This window comes from Propionivibrio sp., assembly GCF_041441355.1.
GTDB lineage: Bacteria > Pseudomonadota > Gammaproteobacteria > Burkholderiales > Rhodocyclaceae > Propionivibrio.
The window spans coordinates 1-13,856 of the sequence record NZ_JASDTF010000030.1 but is presented as its reverse complement, the minus strand read 5'-3'; the positions used below and the strand labels follow the sequence as shown (position 1 = coordinate 13,856).

General features: G+C 66.2%; 12 protein-coding genes. 1 reads left to right on the top strand and 11 read right to left on the bottom strand.

Annotated features, from left to right (window positions below):
• Window positions 1–411 precede the first annotated feature (411 nt).
• Entirely contained in the window at window positions 412–2,241 is a 1,830-nt protein-coding gene (locus QMB55_RS11595) for a phosphoenolpyruvate carboxykinase (GTP) (RefSeq protein ID WP_497588870.1), read from the bottom strand.
• A 682-nt stretch (window positions 2,242–2,923) separates the two neighbouring features.
• On the opposite strand from QMB55_RS11595, the gene pbpG reads away from it, so the two are divergent.
• On the top strand, window positions 2,924–3,982 hold the full coding sequence (pbpG, locus tag QMB55_RS11590; RefSeq protein WP_497588869.1) for a D-alanyl-D-alanine endopeptidase: 1,059 nt from the start codon (window positions 2,924–2,926) through the stop codon (window positions 3,980–3,982).
• Between the two features lie 100 nt (window positions 3,983–4,082).
• On the opposite strand, the gene QMB55_RS11585 is transcribed toward pbpG, so the two are convergent.
• The 10 genes from QMB55_RS11585 to metG form a co-directional block, all read right to left on the bottom strand.
• The gene (locus QMB55_RS11585) at window positions 4,083–4,685 is read right to left on the bottom strand and encodes a peroxiredoxin (RefSeq protein WP_497588868.1); all 603 of its coding nucleotides are present in this window, start codon (window positions 4,683–4,685) and stop codon (window positions 4,083–4,085) included.
• Between the two features lie 145 nt (window positions 4,686–4,830).
• Window positions 4,831–5,139 carry an acylphosphatase gene (locus tag QMB55_RS11580; protein ID WP_497588867.1) on the bottom strand — a complete coding sequence of 103 codons (309 nt, stop codon included), beginning with the start codon at window positions 5,137–5,139 and terminating at the stop codon, window positions 4,831–4,833.
• A gap of 26 nt (window positions 5,140–5,165) precedes the next feature.
• A complete protein-coding gene (locus tag QMB55_RS11575) occupies window positions 5,166–5,729 on the bottom strand; it encodes an NADH-quinone oxidoreductase subunit B family protein (protein WP_497588866.1) in 564 nt (187 codons plus the stop codon).
• A 2-nt stretch (window positions 5,730–5,731) separates the two neighbouring features.
• A complete protein-coding gene (locus QMB55_RS11570; RefSeq protein WP_497588865.1) occupies window positions 5,732–7,333 on the bottom strand; it encodes a hydrogenase large subunit in 1,602 nt (533 codons plus the stop codon).
• Between the two features lie 5 nt (window positions 7,334–7,338).
• Complete coding sequence (locus QMB55_RS11565) at window positions 7,339–8,790, bottom strand: hydrogenase 4 subunit F (RefSeq protein ID WP_497588864.1); 1,452 nt, start codon at window positions 8,788–8,790, stop codon at window positions 7,339–7,341.
• 3 nt (window positions 8,791–8,793) lie between these two features.
• On the bottom strand, window positions 8,794–9,471 hold the full coding sequence (locus QMB55_RS11560) for a formate hydrogenlyase (RefSeq protein ID WP_497588863.1): 678 nt from the start codon (window positions 9,469–9,471) through the stop codon (window positions 8,794–8,796).
• Window positions 9,472–9,475: 4 nt separating this feature from the next.
• Window positions 9,476–10,441: a respiratory chain complex I subunit 1 family protein gene (locus tag QMB55_RS11555; protein WP_497588862.1), complete on the bottom strand. Its 966-nt coding sequence runs from the start codon at window positions 10,439–10,441 to the stop codon at window positions 9,476–9,478.
• Window positions 10,438–12,447: a hydrogenase 4 subunit B gene (hyfB, locus tag QMB55_RS11550; RefSeq protein ID WP_497588861.1), complete on the bottom strand. Its 2,010-nt coding sequence runs from the start codon at window positions 12,445–12,447 to the stop codon at window positions 10,438–10,440. The genes QMB55_RS11555 and hyfB overlap by 4 nt, the downstream gene beginning before the upstream one ends.
• A gap of 88 nt (window positions 12,448–12,535) precedes the next feature.
• A complete protein-coding gene (locus QMB55_RS11545; RefSeq protein WP_497588860.1) occupies window positions 12,536–12,811 on the bottom strand; it encodes a hypothetical protein in 276 nt (91 codons plus the stop codon).
• Window positions 12,812–12,834: 23 nt separating this feature from the next.
• Window positions 12,835–13,856, bottom strand: a 1,022-nt coding sequence (gene metG / locus QMB55_RS11540) for a methionine--tRNA ligase subunit beta (protein WP_497588859.1), incomplete at its 5' end; no start/stop codon positions are given.

Here is a 13,856-nt window from a genome sequence, read left to right as displayed (position 1 = left end):
GAAGAAGGCCGCCCCGAAGGCCGCCGCCAAGCCCGCAGCGAAGAAGGCCGCTCCGAAGGCCGCGGCAAAACCAGCGACGAAAGCAGCCGCTAAGCCTGCTGCGCCGAAAACTGCAGCCAAGCCTGCGGTGAAGAAGGCCGCGGCCAAGCCCGTGGCGGCAGCGCCTGCCGTGAAGCCTGTGGCCGCGGCACCGGCGGCTGTGAGTGCGCCACCGTCCACGGCGGCGACGCCTGGGATCAAGTCGGCGCTCAATCCGACTGGGGCGTGGCCTTTCCCGACCGGATCTCGGCCCAAGTAAAACTGCCCGTAAAGGGAAAAAACGAGGCTTGCCAACGCAAGCCTCGTTTTTTGTCTGGGTCGTTCAGATCCGCGCCACCCTGCTGCGCAAAGGTGGCGGCGAGTGACGACTGGTCAGAGCGTCTGTTCCAGGCGTTCGCGAATCTTGGTAAGTTGTTCCGGGGTTTTCTGGCCGAGCTTGTCGAACCATTCTTTCACCCCAGAGAGTTCGGCTTTCCAAGCGTCCTTGTCGATGCGTGTCACGGCTTCGAAGTCTGACTGCGAGAAGTCGAGTTCAGTCCAATCGATGTCCTGATAGAGCGGCATCCAGCCGAGCGGGGTTTTGTTGGCGCCGACTTCGCCCTCGCAGCGAGCGATGATCCATTTGAGGACGCGAGCATTGTCGCCGAAGCCTGGCCAGGCAAATTCGCCTTTCTCGTTGGTGCGGAACCAGTTGACCATGAAAATCGGCGGCGCCTCGTCGACCGCTTTGCCCATTTTCAGCCAGTGGGCGTAGTAGTCTGCCATGTGATAGCCGCAGAACGGCAGCATGGCGAACGGATCTCGACGCACGACCCCTTGTGCGCCGAATGCGGCAGCGGTGGTTTCGGAGCCGAGGGTGGCCGCAGCGAAAACGCCCGAGGCCCAGTCTTCAGACTGGCAGACGAGCGGGATCGTCGACGCGCGCCGACCACCGAAAAGGAAGGCCGAGATCGGCACTCCTTCGGGGTTTTGCCATTCCGCGTCGATGCTCGGGCACTGGCGGGCAGGCGCGGTGAAACGCGAGTTGGGGTGTGCCGCCTTGATGCCTTTTTCCTTGCCGATGGCCGGCGTCCAGTCATGCCCTTGCCAATCGATGACGTGCTCTGGTGCCGGTCCCATGCCTTCCCACCACACGTCGCCGTCGTCGGTCAGCGCGACGTTGGTGAAGATGGTGTTCTCGGCCAGCGAGGCCATGGCGTTGGAGTTGGTCTTCTCGTTGGTGCCCGGTGCGACGCCGAAAAACCCGGCTTCCGGGTTGATGGCGTAAAAACGTTTGACGCCGTCAGGGCCGACGCGCGGCTTGATCCAAGCGATGTCGTCGCCGATGGTGGTGATTTTCCAGCCGCCCAGCGCCTTGGGCGGGATGAGCATGGCGAAGTTGGTCTTGCCGCAGGCCGAGGGGAAGGCCGCGGCGACGTAATGTTTCTTTCCTGCCGGCGACTCGACGCCGAGGATCAGCATGTGTTCGGCCATCCAGCCGTCTTCGCGCGCCATACTTGAGGCGATACGCAGCGCCAGACATTTCTTGCCGAGCAAGGCGTTGCCGCCGTAACCCGAGCCGTAGGACCAGATTTCGTGCGTCTCCGGATAATGCACGATGTATTTCGTCGTCGGATTGCACGGCCAACGGGGATCTTTCTGTCCAGGCTCCTTGGGCGCGCCGAGCGAATGTATGCAGGGCACGAAGTCGTCGTTTGGCCCCAGCGCGCGGAGGACGTCTTCGCCCATCCGGGTCATGATGCGCATGTTGACCACGACATAGGGGCTGTCGCTGATTTCCACGCCGATTTTTGCGATCGGGGAGCCGACCGGTCCCATCGAGAAAGGAATCACGTACATCGTGCGCCCTTTCATGCTGCCCTTGAAGACTTCGTTCAAGGTCTGGCGCATGCGCACCGGGTCTTCCCAATGGTTGGTCGGGCCCGCGTCTTCCTGCTTTTCCGAGCAGATGAAGGTGCGGTCTTCGACGCGAGCGACGTCCGACGGATCGGAGAACGCGAGGTAGGAGTTTTTGCGTTTCTTGAGCTTGATGAAGGTCCCGGCATCCACCAGTTCTGCGCACAACCGATCGTATTCTTCTTGCGTCCCGTCGACCCAGACGATGCGTTCCGGAGTCGTCAGGGCGGCGATTTCAGCGACCCAGCGCTTTAGCCCCTCGTGCTGGACGTAATCGGGCGCATGGATGGAGATGGTTGTGGTCATCGCAATACACTCTCTCAGTGATGGGTTGGGGACGGGCGAATGCTGAAGATTGCTCCTTGGCGTCGATGCAGGTGATGCGGCAGAAAACAATGTCATTTTGCCGGAGGCGGTCCGGCCAGGCTGGGCGAGGCAGAATCCGTGCTTTTGCACAGGCATGAAAGGGGTTTCAGTGCCCTGGACAACGAGAAACAACGGTCTTCAGTCTAACATAAGTTCTATGCGTTTAGTCAGGTGCGGCCTGGGCTGGATGCCTTGATTTGCAAGGCTCTCATGTATGGTAGTACGGTAAGAAAAGTGCCTGCGCAGAACTCGGGCATGAAGTCGGCGAGCCGGGTCGATGCAATCGAGTCCGTTGTTGCGGGTGCGCGAATGGCCCTTCCGAAGTCTTCATGATGATTGCATTTTTGGTGGGTTGCACATGGTCTTTCGTGCACTTGGTGTGTGCAAATTAAACGGTGTGCGACGGGCGGTTTGCAGGATTTGAATCGTTTCTGGATTCAACGCCGACCTGCGTACGGCCAACGACAAAGCCTTTTGGAAACGGCCGATGTGGCGCTTTAAATTCTAAAGTCATTTGTAACCACTTATTTCCATCTGCCTAATTTCCTTGATTTTGTTTTGGGCTGGGATAATCTCCTGTAGAATCGGTCGTTCGTTTCTAGAACAAAAAACGGAGGGGTGAATGCGGACTGCCCTTATTTCAGCCTTGTGCTGCGGTGCCTTGCTCGGGCTGGCGCTGGCGCCGGAGGTGGCGCAGGCGAGCGAAACTGCCAAGAAGCCTGTGGCGCAAAAGAGTGTGGCGAACAAACCGGCGACGAAGACGGCCACGAAGAGCAAAGCCAAGGCGACGCCCACCGCTTCACGCAGCAAGGGGACGGCCAAGAAGGTCGGAGCCGCTGCAGCCACCGCCGGAGCTGGCGCTGCGGTCGCGGCCCAGAACCCCGGCCGCCTAGCCGTGCATTCCGGCGCAGCTCTGGTGGTCGAGCAGGGTGGCGAAGTCGCTTACTATCAGAAGAATGCCAATGCGGTCATGCCGATCGCTTCGATCACCAAGCTGATGACGGCCATGGTGGTGCTCGACGGGATGCCGGACCTCAAAGCGCCGGTGACCATCAGCGAGGAGGATGTCGACTACCTCAAGGGCAGCACGTCGCGTCTGCGCGTTGGCGCGACGATGACCCGCGAGACGGCGCTGCTGCTGGCCCTGATGTCCTCTGAAAATCGCGCCTCGCATGCCTTGGCCCGCCATTATCCGGGCGGCATCCCGGCTTTTCTGGCTGCGATGAACGTCAAGGCGCAGGCCTTGGGGATGCGCGATACGCGCTTCGAAGATCCGACCGGACTCAACAGCCACAACGTGTCGACGGCGAACGACCTGGCCAAGATGGTCGCCGCGGCGCATCGCTATCCGCTGATCCGCGAGCTGTCGACCACGCCTGAAGCCATCGTCGAGATCAACGGGCGGGACATGGGCTTCAGGAATACCAATCCGCTGGTGAAGAACGTGGCCTGGGACGTTGGCCTGTCGAAGACGGGTTACATCAGCGAAGCCGGAAAGTGCCTGGTGATGCAGGCGCGGGTCGCGGACAAGCCGGTGGTGATCGTGCTGCTCGACTCGGTCGGTAAGCTGACCCGGGTCGGCGATGCCAACCGGATCCGGCGCTGGATGGAATACAACTACGCCTCGGACAAGAGCGGGACCAAGACCGCCCTCGACCTGCGTCCGGGCTTCCCGGGTTAGCCGGCGGCGTCGGCGCGACGCGCCAGACGCCAGAAAAGAAAAAGGCCTGCCGGAGTCTTCCGGCAGGCCTTTTTTGCGTGCAGCGTTACATGCAGCGGGCTTAGAGTTCCTTGGCGTGGCTGGCCAGGTACTCGGCAACGCCGGAGGTCGAAGCCTTCATGCCGGGCTTGCCCTTGTTCCAGCCGGCCGGACAGACTTCGCCGTGCTCTTCGGTGAACTGCAGCGCGTCGACCATGCGCAGCATTTCGTCGACGTTGCGGCCGAGCGGCAGGTCGTTGACCACTTGGTGGCGGACGACGCCCTTCTTGTCGATCAGGAAGGAGCCGCGGAAGGCGACGCCGGCGGCGCCGAACTCGACGTCGTAGGCGCGGCAGATTTCATGCTTGACGTCAGCGATCAGCGGGTACTGGACCTGGCCGATGCCACCGTTGTTGACCGGGGTGTTCTTCCACGCGAGGTGGGTGAACTGCGAGTCGATCGAGATGCCGATGACTTCGACGCCGCGCTTCTTGAACTCGTCCAGGCGGTGATCGAAGGCGATCAGTTCCGACGGGCAGACGAAGGTGAAGTCCAGCGGGTAGAAGAAAATGACGACATACTTGCCGGCGGTTTCCTTGGAGAGCGTGTAGGCGCGGATTTCGTTGTTGCCCAAGACGGCCTGGGCGGTGAAGTCGGGGGCTTGCTTGCCGACGAGAACGGCCATGGTGTATCTCCTTGAGGTTGTTGATATCGGATTGAGACGGCGCGGCGAGCGCCAAAGCCGGCGCAGGAAGGTCGCCGCGAACTCGAGTTAGTCAGCATAGCCGCATGCCGAGTTCCCGGCAAATGCGGAGAAGGTCTTCAGCGGCTCAGAATGTCGGGCGCTGGATGAAGTCGATCCAGGCACGCTCTTCTGGGGTCGTCGGTCGGTCGTCGAAGCGCACCAGGACGACGCGTGCGCTCGGCGGCCCGCGATGGACCCAGACGGTCAGCGCGTCCACTTTTTTGCGCGGGCCATGCACGAGCGCCTCCACGCGCTCGTCGTGGCGGTTGCGCACCCAGCCGGTAAGCCCCAGCTTTTCCGCCTCGTAACACATCGACCAGCGGTAGCCGACGCCTTGCACGCGGCCTTCGATGCTGAAGTGGCGGGTGATGAAATCGTCGTCGAGGTCGGACATGGCGTTGCCGGCGCGAGGGGGGAGGGTCAGGGCTGAGTCGGTGCAATGGGGGTGTCGGCGGCGGCCTCGATCGACTCGCCGTCACCGCCACCCAGTGCGGCCAGGATGCCGCGCATCAGGTCGAGCGGCGTCGGCGGGCAGCCGGGAATGGCGACGTCGACCGGGATGACGTTCGCCACCTTGCCGCAGGAGGCGTAGCTCTCGCCGAACAGGCCGCCGGTGCAGCCGCAATCGCCGACGGCGACCACCAGGCGCGGTTCGGGCGTGGCGTCGTAGGCCCGGCGCAGGGCGACTTCCATGTTCTTGGCGACCGGGCCGGTGACCAGCAGCAGGTCGGCGTGGCGTGGACTGGCGGCGAACTTGATGCCCAGTGCTTCGAGGTTGTAGTACGGGTTGCCGAGGGCGTGGATTTCGAGTTCGCAGGCGTTGCACGAGCCGGCGTCAACGTGGCGGATGACCAGGGCGCGACCGAGTTTGGTGCGCATGGCAGCGTCCAGCCTTTGCTGCGTGACGCGCAGCGCGTCGTCCGCGGCCGGCGCGGGCTCGGTGATGCAGCCGATGCGGGCGATCTGGCGGAGGATGGGGAACATGCTCAGAGGTCCTGTCCGGCGTAGGAGAGGTTGAAGGACTTGTTGATCAGCGGGAAGTCGGGAACGATGTTGTCGATCACCGCGTGTTCGAGCGCCGGCCAGTTCTGCCACGAGGGGTCGTGTGCGTGCGCTCGCGAGAGGCGTCCGTCGAGCCCGGTTTCCAGCGCCACCAGCACGTCGCCGCGCCAGCCCTCGACCCAGCCGAAACCGCGCCGCCCGGGCGCGCTGCGCGCGTCGCAGCGGATTTCGCCCGCGGGCAGCTGTTCGACAATCCGGCGGATCAGGCGCAGCGATTCCTTGACCTCGGCAAAGCGCACCAGCGCGCGCGCGGCGACGTCGCCGTTGCGCTCGACGGCGATCTGCGGCGCCAGCTCCGGGTAAGGCGCGGCCGGATGCTGGACGCGTAGGTCGAGCGCCTGCGCGCTGGCGCGCGCGGCGATGCCGCATAAACCGAGGCGGACGGCGAGTTCGGGGATGATGCGGCCGGTGGTCAGGAAGCGGTCCTGCAAACCGGCGTGTTCGTCGTAAATGGATTTGAGCGTGCGCAGTTCGTGTTCGAGCGCCGCGCCTTGGGCGAGGATGGCGTCGGCGCCTTCGGCGGAGAGGTCGCTGGCGACGCCGCCGGGGACGATGCGGTCCATCAGCAGGCGGTGGCCGAACAGCTGGGCGTTCAGCCGGCTCCAGTCCTCGCGCAGGCGCAGGAACTGGGCCAGGCCGAAGGCCAGGGCAACGTCGTTGCCGAGGTAGCCGAGGTCGCCGAGGTGGTTGGCGACGCGCTCGCGTTCGAGCAGCAGGGCGCGCAGCCACAGCGCGCGCGGCGGCGGCGCGCAATCGGCAATGGCTTCGGCGGCCTGGGCGTAGGCCCAGGCGTAGGCGACGGTGCTGTCGCCGGAAATGCGCCCGGCCAGGCGTGCACCGTCGGCCAGCGTCATGCCGACGAAGCGGCGTTCGATCCCCTTGTGCTTCCAGCCGAGGCGCTCTTCGAGGCGCAGGACGCGTTCGCCCATCACCGAGAAGCGGAAGTGGCCAGGCTCGATGATGCCAGCGTGGATCGGGCCGACCGGGATTTCATGCACGCCGTCGCCCTCGACGCGGACGAAGGCGTACTGCTCGTTGGCGCACGCGAAGCGTTCGTCCGGCGTCGTTTGGCGCAGCGGATGGTAGGCCTGCGGCCAGTTGGCGTGGCGTAGCCAGGGGCGGGTGTCAGTCGGCCAGGCGGGGTCGGCGCTGGCCGGTTCGATGCCAACGAGGTCCTGCGCGGCGCGCTGCATGCGCTCGGCGGCGGGAAAGAGGTCGCCGAGATCGGGGAAAGACGGGCGCTCCGGCGGCGCTGGAAGGCGCATGGACAAACGCACGCAGGCCAGGCCTTCAACGAGGTCGTAGGCGGCCCAGACGGCGAGCGTGCCGCCGCCCTCGTCGCTGCCCCACAGGGCGACGAGGCGCCGGCCGGCGGCGTGCGCGGCGACGGCGAAGGCGCGCCAGTGTGCGGCGTCGATCTCGTCGCTGGCGGCGACGAAGGTCGCTTGGGCGTGCGCGGGCTGGGCGATGAAGTCGAGCGGCGCGTCAAAAAAACGAACGGGGAGCATCGGGGCGGTGTCGGGCATGGGCGTCATCCGATCAGGCGCGCGGCCAGGCGGTACCAGTCGGCGAGCGCGGGCGGCATCCACAGGCCGAGCATCAGGACGAGGCCGAGGTGGGTGAACACCGGCAGCAGCGCCGGGTTGTGCGCCAAGGGCTGCACGTTCGGCTCGCCGAGGACCATGTCCTGCACCTTGCCGAGCATCGCCGCGAAGGCGACGCCGAGGGCGATGAGCAGGATGGGCGCGGCCCACGGGTAGTGCTTGATGGCGGTGGTGAGGAGCAGGAATTCACTGGCGAAGACGCCGAAGGGCGGCAGGCCGAGGATGGCCAGGGTGCCGATCAGGAGGCCCCAGCCGACGGTCGGCGAGCGCTTGAGCAGGCCGCGGATGTCCGCGATGATCTGGGTGCCGGCCATCTGCGCGGCGTGGCCGACGGCGAAGAAGATCGCCGACTTGGTCAGCGAATGCACGGTCATGTGCAGCAGCGCGGCGAAGTTGGCGACCGGGCCGCCCATGCCGAAGGCGAAGGTGATCAGCCCCATGTGCTCGATCGACGAGAAGCCGAAGAGCCGCTTGATGTCCTTCTGGCGCGAGAGGTAGAAGGCCGCGGCGACGACGGTGAGCAGGCCGAAGCCCATCATCAGCTGGCCGGCGAAGGCGGTGCCGAGGGCGCCGTCGACCAGCACCTTGCAGCGGATCACGGCGTACAGCGCGACGTTGAGCAGCAGGCCGGAGAGCACGGCGGAGACGGGCGTCGGGCCTTCGGCGTGGGCGTCGGGCAGCCAGTTGTGCAGCGGCACGAGGCCGGTCTTGGTGCCGTAGCCGACGAGGATGAAGACGAAGGCGAGCGAGAGCACGGTCGGTTCGAGCTGGGCCTTGACGCCGTCGAGGTGGGTCCACAGGAGCGCGCCGTGTTCGGCGCCGAGCACGCGCTCGGCGGCGAAGTAGATGAGGATGGTGCCGAACAGTGCCTGGGCGATGCCGACGCCGCAGAGGATGAAGTACTTCCACGCCGCTTCGAGGCTGGCCGGGGTGCGGTAGAGCGCGACGAGCAGCACGGTGGTCAGCGTTGCCGCCTCCATCGCCACCCACAGGATGCCGAGGTTGTTGGTCGACAGCGCCACCAGCATGGTGCCCATGAACAGCTGGAACATGCTGTGGTAGAGCCGCAGGCGGGCGCTCGAAAGGCGGCCGTGCGCGTGCTCGTTGCGCATGTAGGGACGCGAGAAAAGCGCGGTGGTGAAGCCGACGAAGGCGGTGAGCAGGATCAGGAAGACGTTGAGCGGATCGACGAAGAACAGCTGGTCGAAGGCGAGCAGCGGGCCATCGTTGACGACTTCGAAGGCGAGCGGCGCGGCCGCGAGCAGGGTGACGAGGCTGCCGGCGGCATTGAGCTCGGCGGCGCGTTTCGTGTGCCCGAAGAGGGCCAGCAGCGCGCCGCTGATGAAGGGGGTGAGCAGGAGAATCAGGAGTGCGTTCATGACTTATTCGCCCTTGGCCCGCGCTTCGAGGTGGCGGATGTCCAGGCTGTCGAACTGTTCGCGGATCTGGAAGAAGAAGATGCCGAGGATGACCATGCCGACCAGGATGTCGAGCGCGATGCCGAGTTCGACGACCATCGGCATGCCGTAAGTGGCGCTGGTGGCGGCGAAGAAGAGCGCGTTCTCCATCGCCAGGAAGGCGATCACCTGTGGCACCGCCTTGCTGCGCGTGATCATCATCAGAAAGGCGAGCAACACGCAGGCCAGTGCGATGCCCAGCGTCGAGCGGGTGATCGTGCCGGCGAGCTGGGAGATCGGCTGCGCCACGTTGAAGGCGACGACCACGAGCAGCAGGCCGATGAGCATGGTGGTCGGGATGTTGAGCAGGGTCTCGACGTCCCACTTGACCGAAAGGCGGCGGATCAGGCGGTGCAGGATCCAGGGCAGGAGCAGGGCCTTGAGGACCAGGGTCAGCCCGGCCGACCAGTAAAGGTGGTGTTGCGCGGTGCTGTAGGCGACGATCAGGGTCGAGGCGAAGAGCACCAGACCTTGCAGCATGAACAGGTTGATCAGGCTCAAGATGCGGCGCTGGGCGAGCATGGCGAAGCCGAGCAGGAGCAGCACCGCAGCGCACAGGTTGATCAGCTGGCTGGCCAGCGGGACGGCGTGAAGGACGCTCATGGGATTACGCTCCGACCTCCAGCAGCAAGTGGACGAGCATGGCGAGCACCGCGAGCAGGAAGGCGGTGCCGAGGAATTCGGGGGCGCGGAAGATGCGCATCTTGGCCGAGAGGGTTTCGATCAGGGCCAGCGCCGCGCCGCCGACAGCGAGTTTGACGAGCATCCAGAACAGCGAGGCGGCGAGCGCCAGCGGACCCAGGTTTTCGGCGATGCCGAAGGGCAGGAAGAGCGCGATCCCGAGGCACGAGTAAGCGTAGAGCTTGAGGCTGGCGGCCCATTCGATGAGCGCCAGGTGGCGACCCGAGTATTCAAGGATCATCGCCTCGTGGATCATCGTCAGCTCAAGGTGGGTGGTCGGGTTGTCGACCGGGATGCGCGCGTTCTCGGCCAGCGAGACCATGGTGAAGGCGACGCCAGCGAGCGCGAGGCTCGGGTAGATGGCAAATTCGCGGTGCGCCAGCGTCTCGACGATGGTCGACAGCGAAGTCGAGCGCGAGATCAGCGAGGCGGTGAAGAAGACCATCAGGAGCGCCGGTTCGGCGAGGAAGCCGATCAGCATCTCGCGCCGCGCGCCGAGCGTGCCGAACGAGGTGCCGACGTCCATCCCGGCGAGGGCGATGAACACCCGCGCCACGGCAAAGAGGCCGACCAGGGCGATGGCGTCGGCAGCCGGCGCGAGCGCGAGGTCGGTCGACAGCGTCGGGACGATGCTCGCCGCCAGGGCCAGGCAGCCGAAGATGATGTAGGGCGCGGCGCGGAACAGCGGCGAGGCGTTGTGCGCCAGCAGCACGTCTTTGTGGAACAGCTTGTGCAGCGTGTAGTAGGTCTGCAGCAGCGGCGGCGCCGAGCGGTTTTGCAGCCAGGCCCGGCACTGGTTGATCCAGCCGGTGAGCAGCGGCGCGAGGACCAGCGCGGCGGCGAAGGCCGCGAGCTGGGCAAGCACCTGGGTGAAGAGGGTGTAGGCGTTCATCCGCGCGTCAGGAGCAAAAGGGCGATCAGGGTGGCGAAGCTGAACAACAGGTAGAGCGCGATGCGGCCCTGCTGCAGGAAGGCGACGAGGCGCGTGCCGCGTTCGACGAGGCGCACCACGGGTTGGTAGAGCAGGGCCCAGAACGGGTCCTCGACGACGCTGCGGTAACGCGGCGCGCGGTCGAAGGGCGAGGGGTGCTCGCGGGAGCGCTGCATGAAGGGCGAGAAGATGCGCCGGATCGGCTGGCCGAAGCCCTCGGCGCTGTCCTGCATGCGCGGGGTTTGCAACGGGAAGCCGCAGTCCCAGGGCGGGACGCGCTTCATCCGGCCGTGGAAGAGCCGGCGCACGCTGTAGAAGACGAGCGGGATGAGCAGGGCCATGCTGGCGAAGAAGACGATCGGGCTGTAGCTCGCCCGGTCTTCGCTGATCGGCGCCAGCAGCCACCAGCCGTAAGTCGCCGCGGCGCCGCCGATGCCGCCGTCGACCAAGAGGCGGGTGACCGGATCGAGCAGGGCGATCACCGCTGGCGGCAGCAGGCCGAGCAGGATGCAGCCGCCGGCCAGCCAGGCCAGGCCCAGGCGTTCGAGGCGACCGGCGTCGTGGGCGTGGGCCAGGGCTTCCTCGCGCGGCTGGCCGAGAAAGACGACGCCGTAGAACTTGACCATGGCGTAGCCGGCGAGCGCGGCGATCAGCGCCACCGCGGCGGCGACGGCGGGCAGCAGCATGTTGAGGTAGCCGTGCGGCAGCCCTGGCGTAAACAGGAAGCCCTGCAGCAACAGCCATTCCGAGACGAAGCCGTTGAGCGGCGGCAGTCCAGCCGAGGCCAGTACGCCGACCAGCGCCAGCCAGGCGACCCAGGGCATGCGATGGATGAGGCCGCCGAGTTTGCCGAGGCTGCGTTCGTGCGTGGCGTGCAGCACCGAGCCGGTGGCGAGGAAGAGCAGGCTCTTGAAGAAGGCGTGGTTGAGGCAGTGGTAGAGCGTCGCGGTGAGCGCCAGCGCGGCGAAGCCGGGCAGCGCGAAGCCCTTGAAGATCAGGGTCAGGCCGGTGCCGACCAGGATCAGGCCGATGTTTTCGATCGACGAATAGGCCAGCAGGCGTTTCATGTCGCTCTGCACGGCGGCGAAGACGACGCCAAAGAGCGCGGTGGCGAGCCCGAGCACGATGAGCAGCGCGCCCCACCACCAGAGCTGCCCTTGCAGGAGATCGAGGGCGATGCGCAGGACGCCGTAGATCGCGGTCTTGAGCATGATCCCGCTCATCATCGCCGAGACCGGCGAGGGCGCGGCCGGGTGTGCCTCGGGCAGCCAGACGTGCAGCGGCAAGAGGCCGGCCTTGGCGCCGAAGCCGAAGACGGCGAGCAGGAAGGCCACGCTCGGCCAGGCGCCGGACGGGTCGAAGGCGCGCATCGCGGTGAAGGTGTAATCGCCCTGCGGCCCGGCCAACACGCCGAAGGCGAGCAGGATGGCGACCGCGCCGACGTGCGCGATCAGCAGGTAGAGGTAGCCGGCGCGGCGGATTTCGGCGTGGCGGTGCTCGGAGACGACGAGGAAGTACGAGGACAGCGCCATCGTCTCCCAGGCGACCATGAAGGCGTAGCCGTCGTCGGCGACGAGGACGCCGACCATGCTCGCGAGGAAGAGGTGGTAGAGCAGGCAGTGCAGGCCGGGCGCGGTGCCTTCGCCAGGGCGAAGGTAGCCGGCGGCGTAGATCGAGATGCCGGCGCCAGCGGCGCCGAGGAGCAGCAGGAAGAAGGCCGAGAGCGCGTCGACGCGCACGTGGAAGGGCAGGTCGGGCAGGCCGATCGGTAGGATGCGCGCTTCGGGCGAGCCGAGCAGGGCGGTGAGGGCGCAGGCGGCGAGGGCCAGGCCGGTGATTGCGCCGAGCGGGAAGAGCAGGCCGCGCATCAGCGACAGGCGGCGCGGAAAGGCCAGACCGGCGGCGCCGATGGCCAGCCACAGGCCGGCGCAGAGGAGGATGCCGTCGAGGGCGCCGATCGTACTCATCGTCCGTCCGCTCCCCGTTCCTGGCGCCCGTTTCCGGGCGTACTGCGTGATCTTTCAGCGAGGGGGCGGGCAGGACGACGAGGCATGGTCAGCGTTTTTCTCCGTAATCGTGCGCGTGTTCGGCGCTGTGACGCGCGGCGGCCTGGGCGAGGATCGCGCGCAGGATACCGGCGACCGACCAGATCATCAGCAGCAGGCCGCCGCCGAGGCAAATGCCGGCTTCGATGGCGCTGGTCGGGAAGCCGCGCAGCAGCAAGGGCTGGCCCTTGAGCAACCAGAACGCGCCGGTGGCGACGAGCGCCATCCCCGCGGCATCGGCGAGCGCGAACAGCACGATCTTGAGGCTGGGACGGGCGCGGGGCATGGTCTGCGGCAGGGCTGGACGGCTTATTTGACGCGCATTCCGGGCTGGGCACCGGCGTCGGGCGCGAGCAGGAAGATGCCCGGCGTCTGGCCGTCGGCGTCCGAGGCGGCGAGGATCATGCCCTCGCTCATGCCAAATTTCATCTTGCGCGGCGCGAGGTTGGCGACCATCACCGTCAGCCGGCCGACGAGCGCCGCCGGGTCGTAGGCCGATTTGATGCCGGCGAAGACCTGGCGCGGTTTTTCTTCACCAACGTCGAGCGACAGGCGGATCAGTTTCTCGGCGCCTTCGACGTGGCCGGCGTCGACGATGCGCGCGACGCGCAACTCGACCTTCATGAAATCTTCGATGCCGATCGTTGCGCCGGCTTCGGGCGCGGCCACCGAGGCTTCCGCCTTTTTCTCGACGACCTTCTTCTCCGTCTTGGCCGGCGTCGCGGCCGCAGCCGGTGCCGTCGGGGCGAGCGATTCCTTGTTGGCGTCGACCAGCGCGACGACCTGCTTGGGGTCGATGCGCGTCATCAGGTGGCTGTAGGCTTCGATCGCGTGTCCGGCCGGCAGCGGCGTCGCCGCGTCGGTCCAGACCAGCGGGGCGATCTTGAGGAAGGCTTCGACGGCTTCGGCGACCTTGGGCAGCACCGGCTTGAGGTACAGGGTCAGCAGGCGGAAGGCCTCGATGGCTTGCGAGCAGGCGGCGTGCAGTTGGGCTTCGCGGCCTTCCTGCTTGGCCAACTCCCAGGGCTTCTGGTCGTTGACGAAGACGTTGGCGGCGTCGGCGAGCGCCATGATTTCGCGCAGGGCGCGGCTGTATTCGCGCGCTTCATAGGCGCTGGCGATGCTGTCGGCGGCGGCGCGCAGCGGGGCGAGCCATTCGGCGTCGCAGGCTGCGAGCTTGCCGTCGAATTTCTTGCCGATGAAGCCGGCGCAGCGGCTGGCGATGTTCACGTACTTGCCGATCAGGTCGGAATTGACGCGGGCGACGAAGTCCTCGAGGTTGAGGTCGATGTCTTCCATCGTGGCGTTCAGCTTGGCGGCGTAGTAGTAGC

Bases quoted from the DNA above. Each gene is read 5' to 3' on its own strand.
- QMB55_RS11595 (WP_497588870.1), bottom strand. From the start codon at position 2,241: ATGACCACAACCATCTCCATCCATGCGCCCGATTACGTCCAGCACGAG.
- pbpG (WP_497588869.1), top strand. From the start codon at position 2,924: ATGCGGACTGCCCTTATTTCAGCCTTGTGCTGCGGTGCCTTGCTCGGG.
- QMB55_RS11585 (WP_497588868.1), bottom strand. From the start codon at position 4,685: ATGGCCGTTCTCGTCGGCAAGCAAGCCCCCGACTTCACCGCCCAGGCC.
- QMB55_RS11580 (WP_497588867.1), bottom strand. From the start codon at position 5,139: ATGTCCGACCTCGACGACGATTTCATCACCCGCCACTTCAGCATCGAA.
- QMB55_RS11575 (WP_497588866.1), bottom strand. From the start codon at position 5,729: ATGTTCCCCATCCTCCGCCAGATCGCCCGCATCGGCTGCATCACCGAG.
- QMB55_RS11570 (WP_497588865.1), bottom strand. From the start codon at position 7,333: ATGCCCGACACCGCCCCGATGCTCCCCGTTCGTTTTTTTGACGCGCCG.
- QMB55_RS11565 (WP_497588864.1), bottom strand. From the start codon at position 8,790: ATGAACGCACTCCTGATTCTCCTGCTCACCCCCTTCATCAGCGGCGCG.
- QMB55_RS11560 (WP_497588863.1), bottom strand. From the start codon at position 9,471: ATGAGCGTCCTTCACGCCGTCCCGCTGGCCAGCCAGCTGATCAACCTG.
- QMB55_RS11555 (WP_497588862.1), bottom strand. From the start codon at position 10,441: ATGAACGCCTACACCCTCTTCACCCAGGTGCTTGCCCAGCTCGCGGCC.
- hyfB (WP_497588861.1), bottom strand. From the start codon at position 12,447: ATGAGTACGATCGGCGCCCTCGACGGCATCCTCCTCTGCGCCGGCCTG.
- QMB55_RS11545 (WP_497588860.1), bottom strand. From the start codon at position 12,811: ATGCCCCGCGCCCGTCCCAGCCTCAAGATCGTGCTGTTCGCGCTCGCC.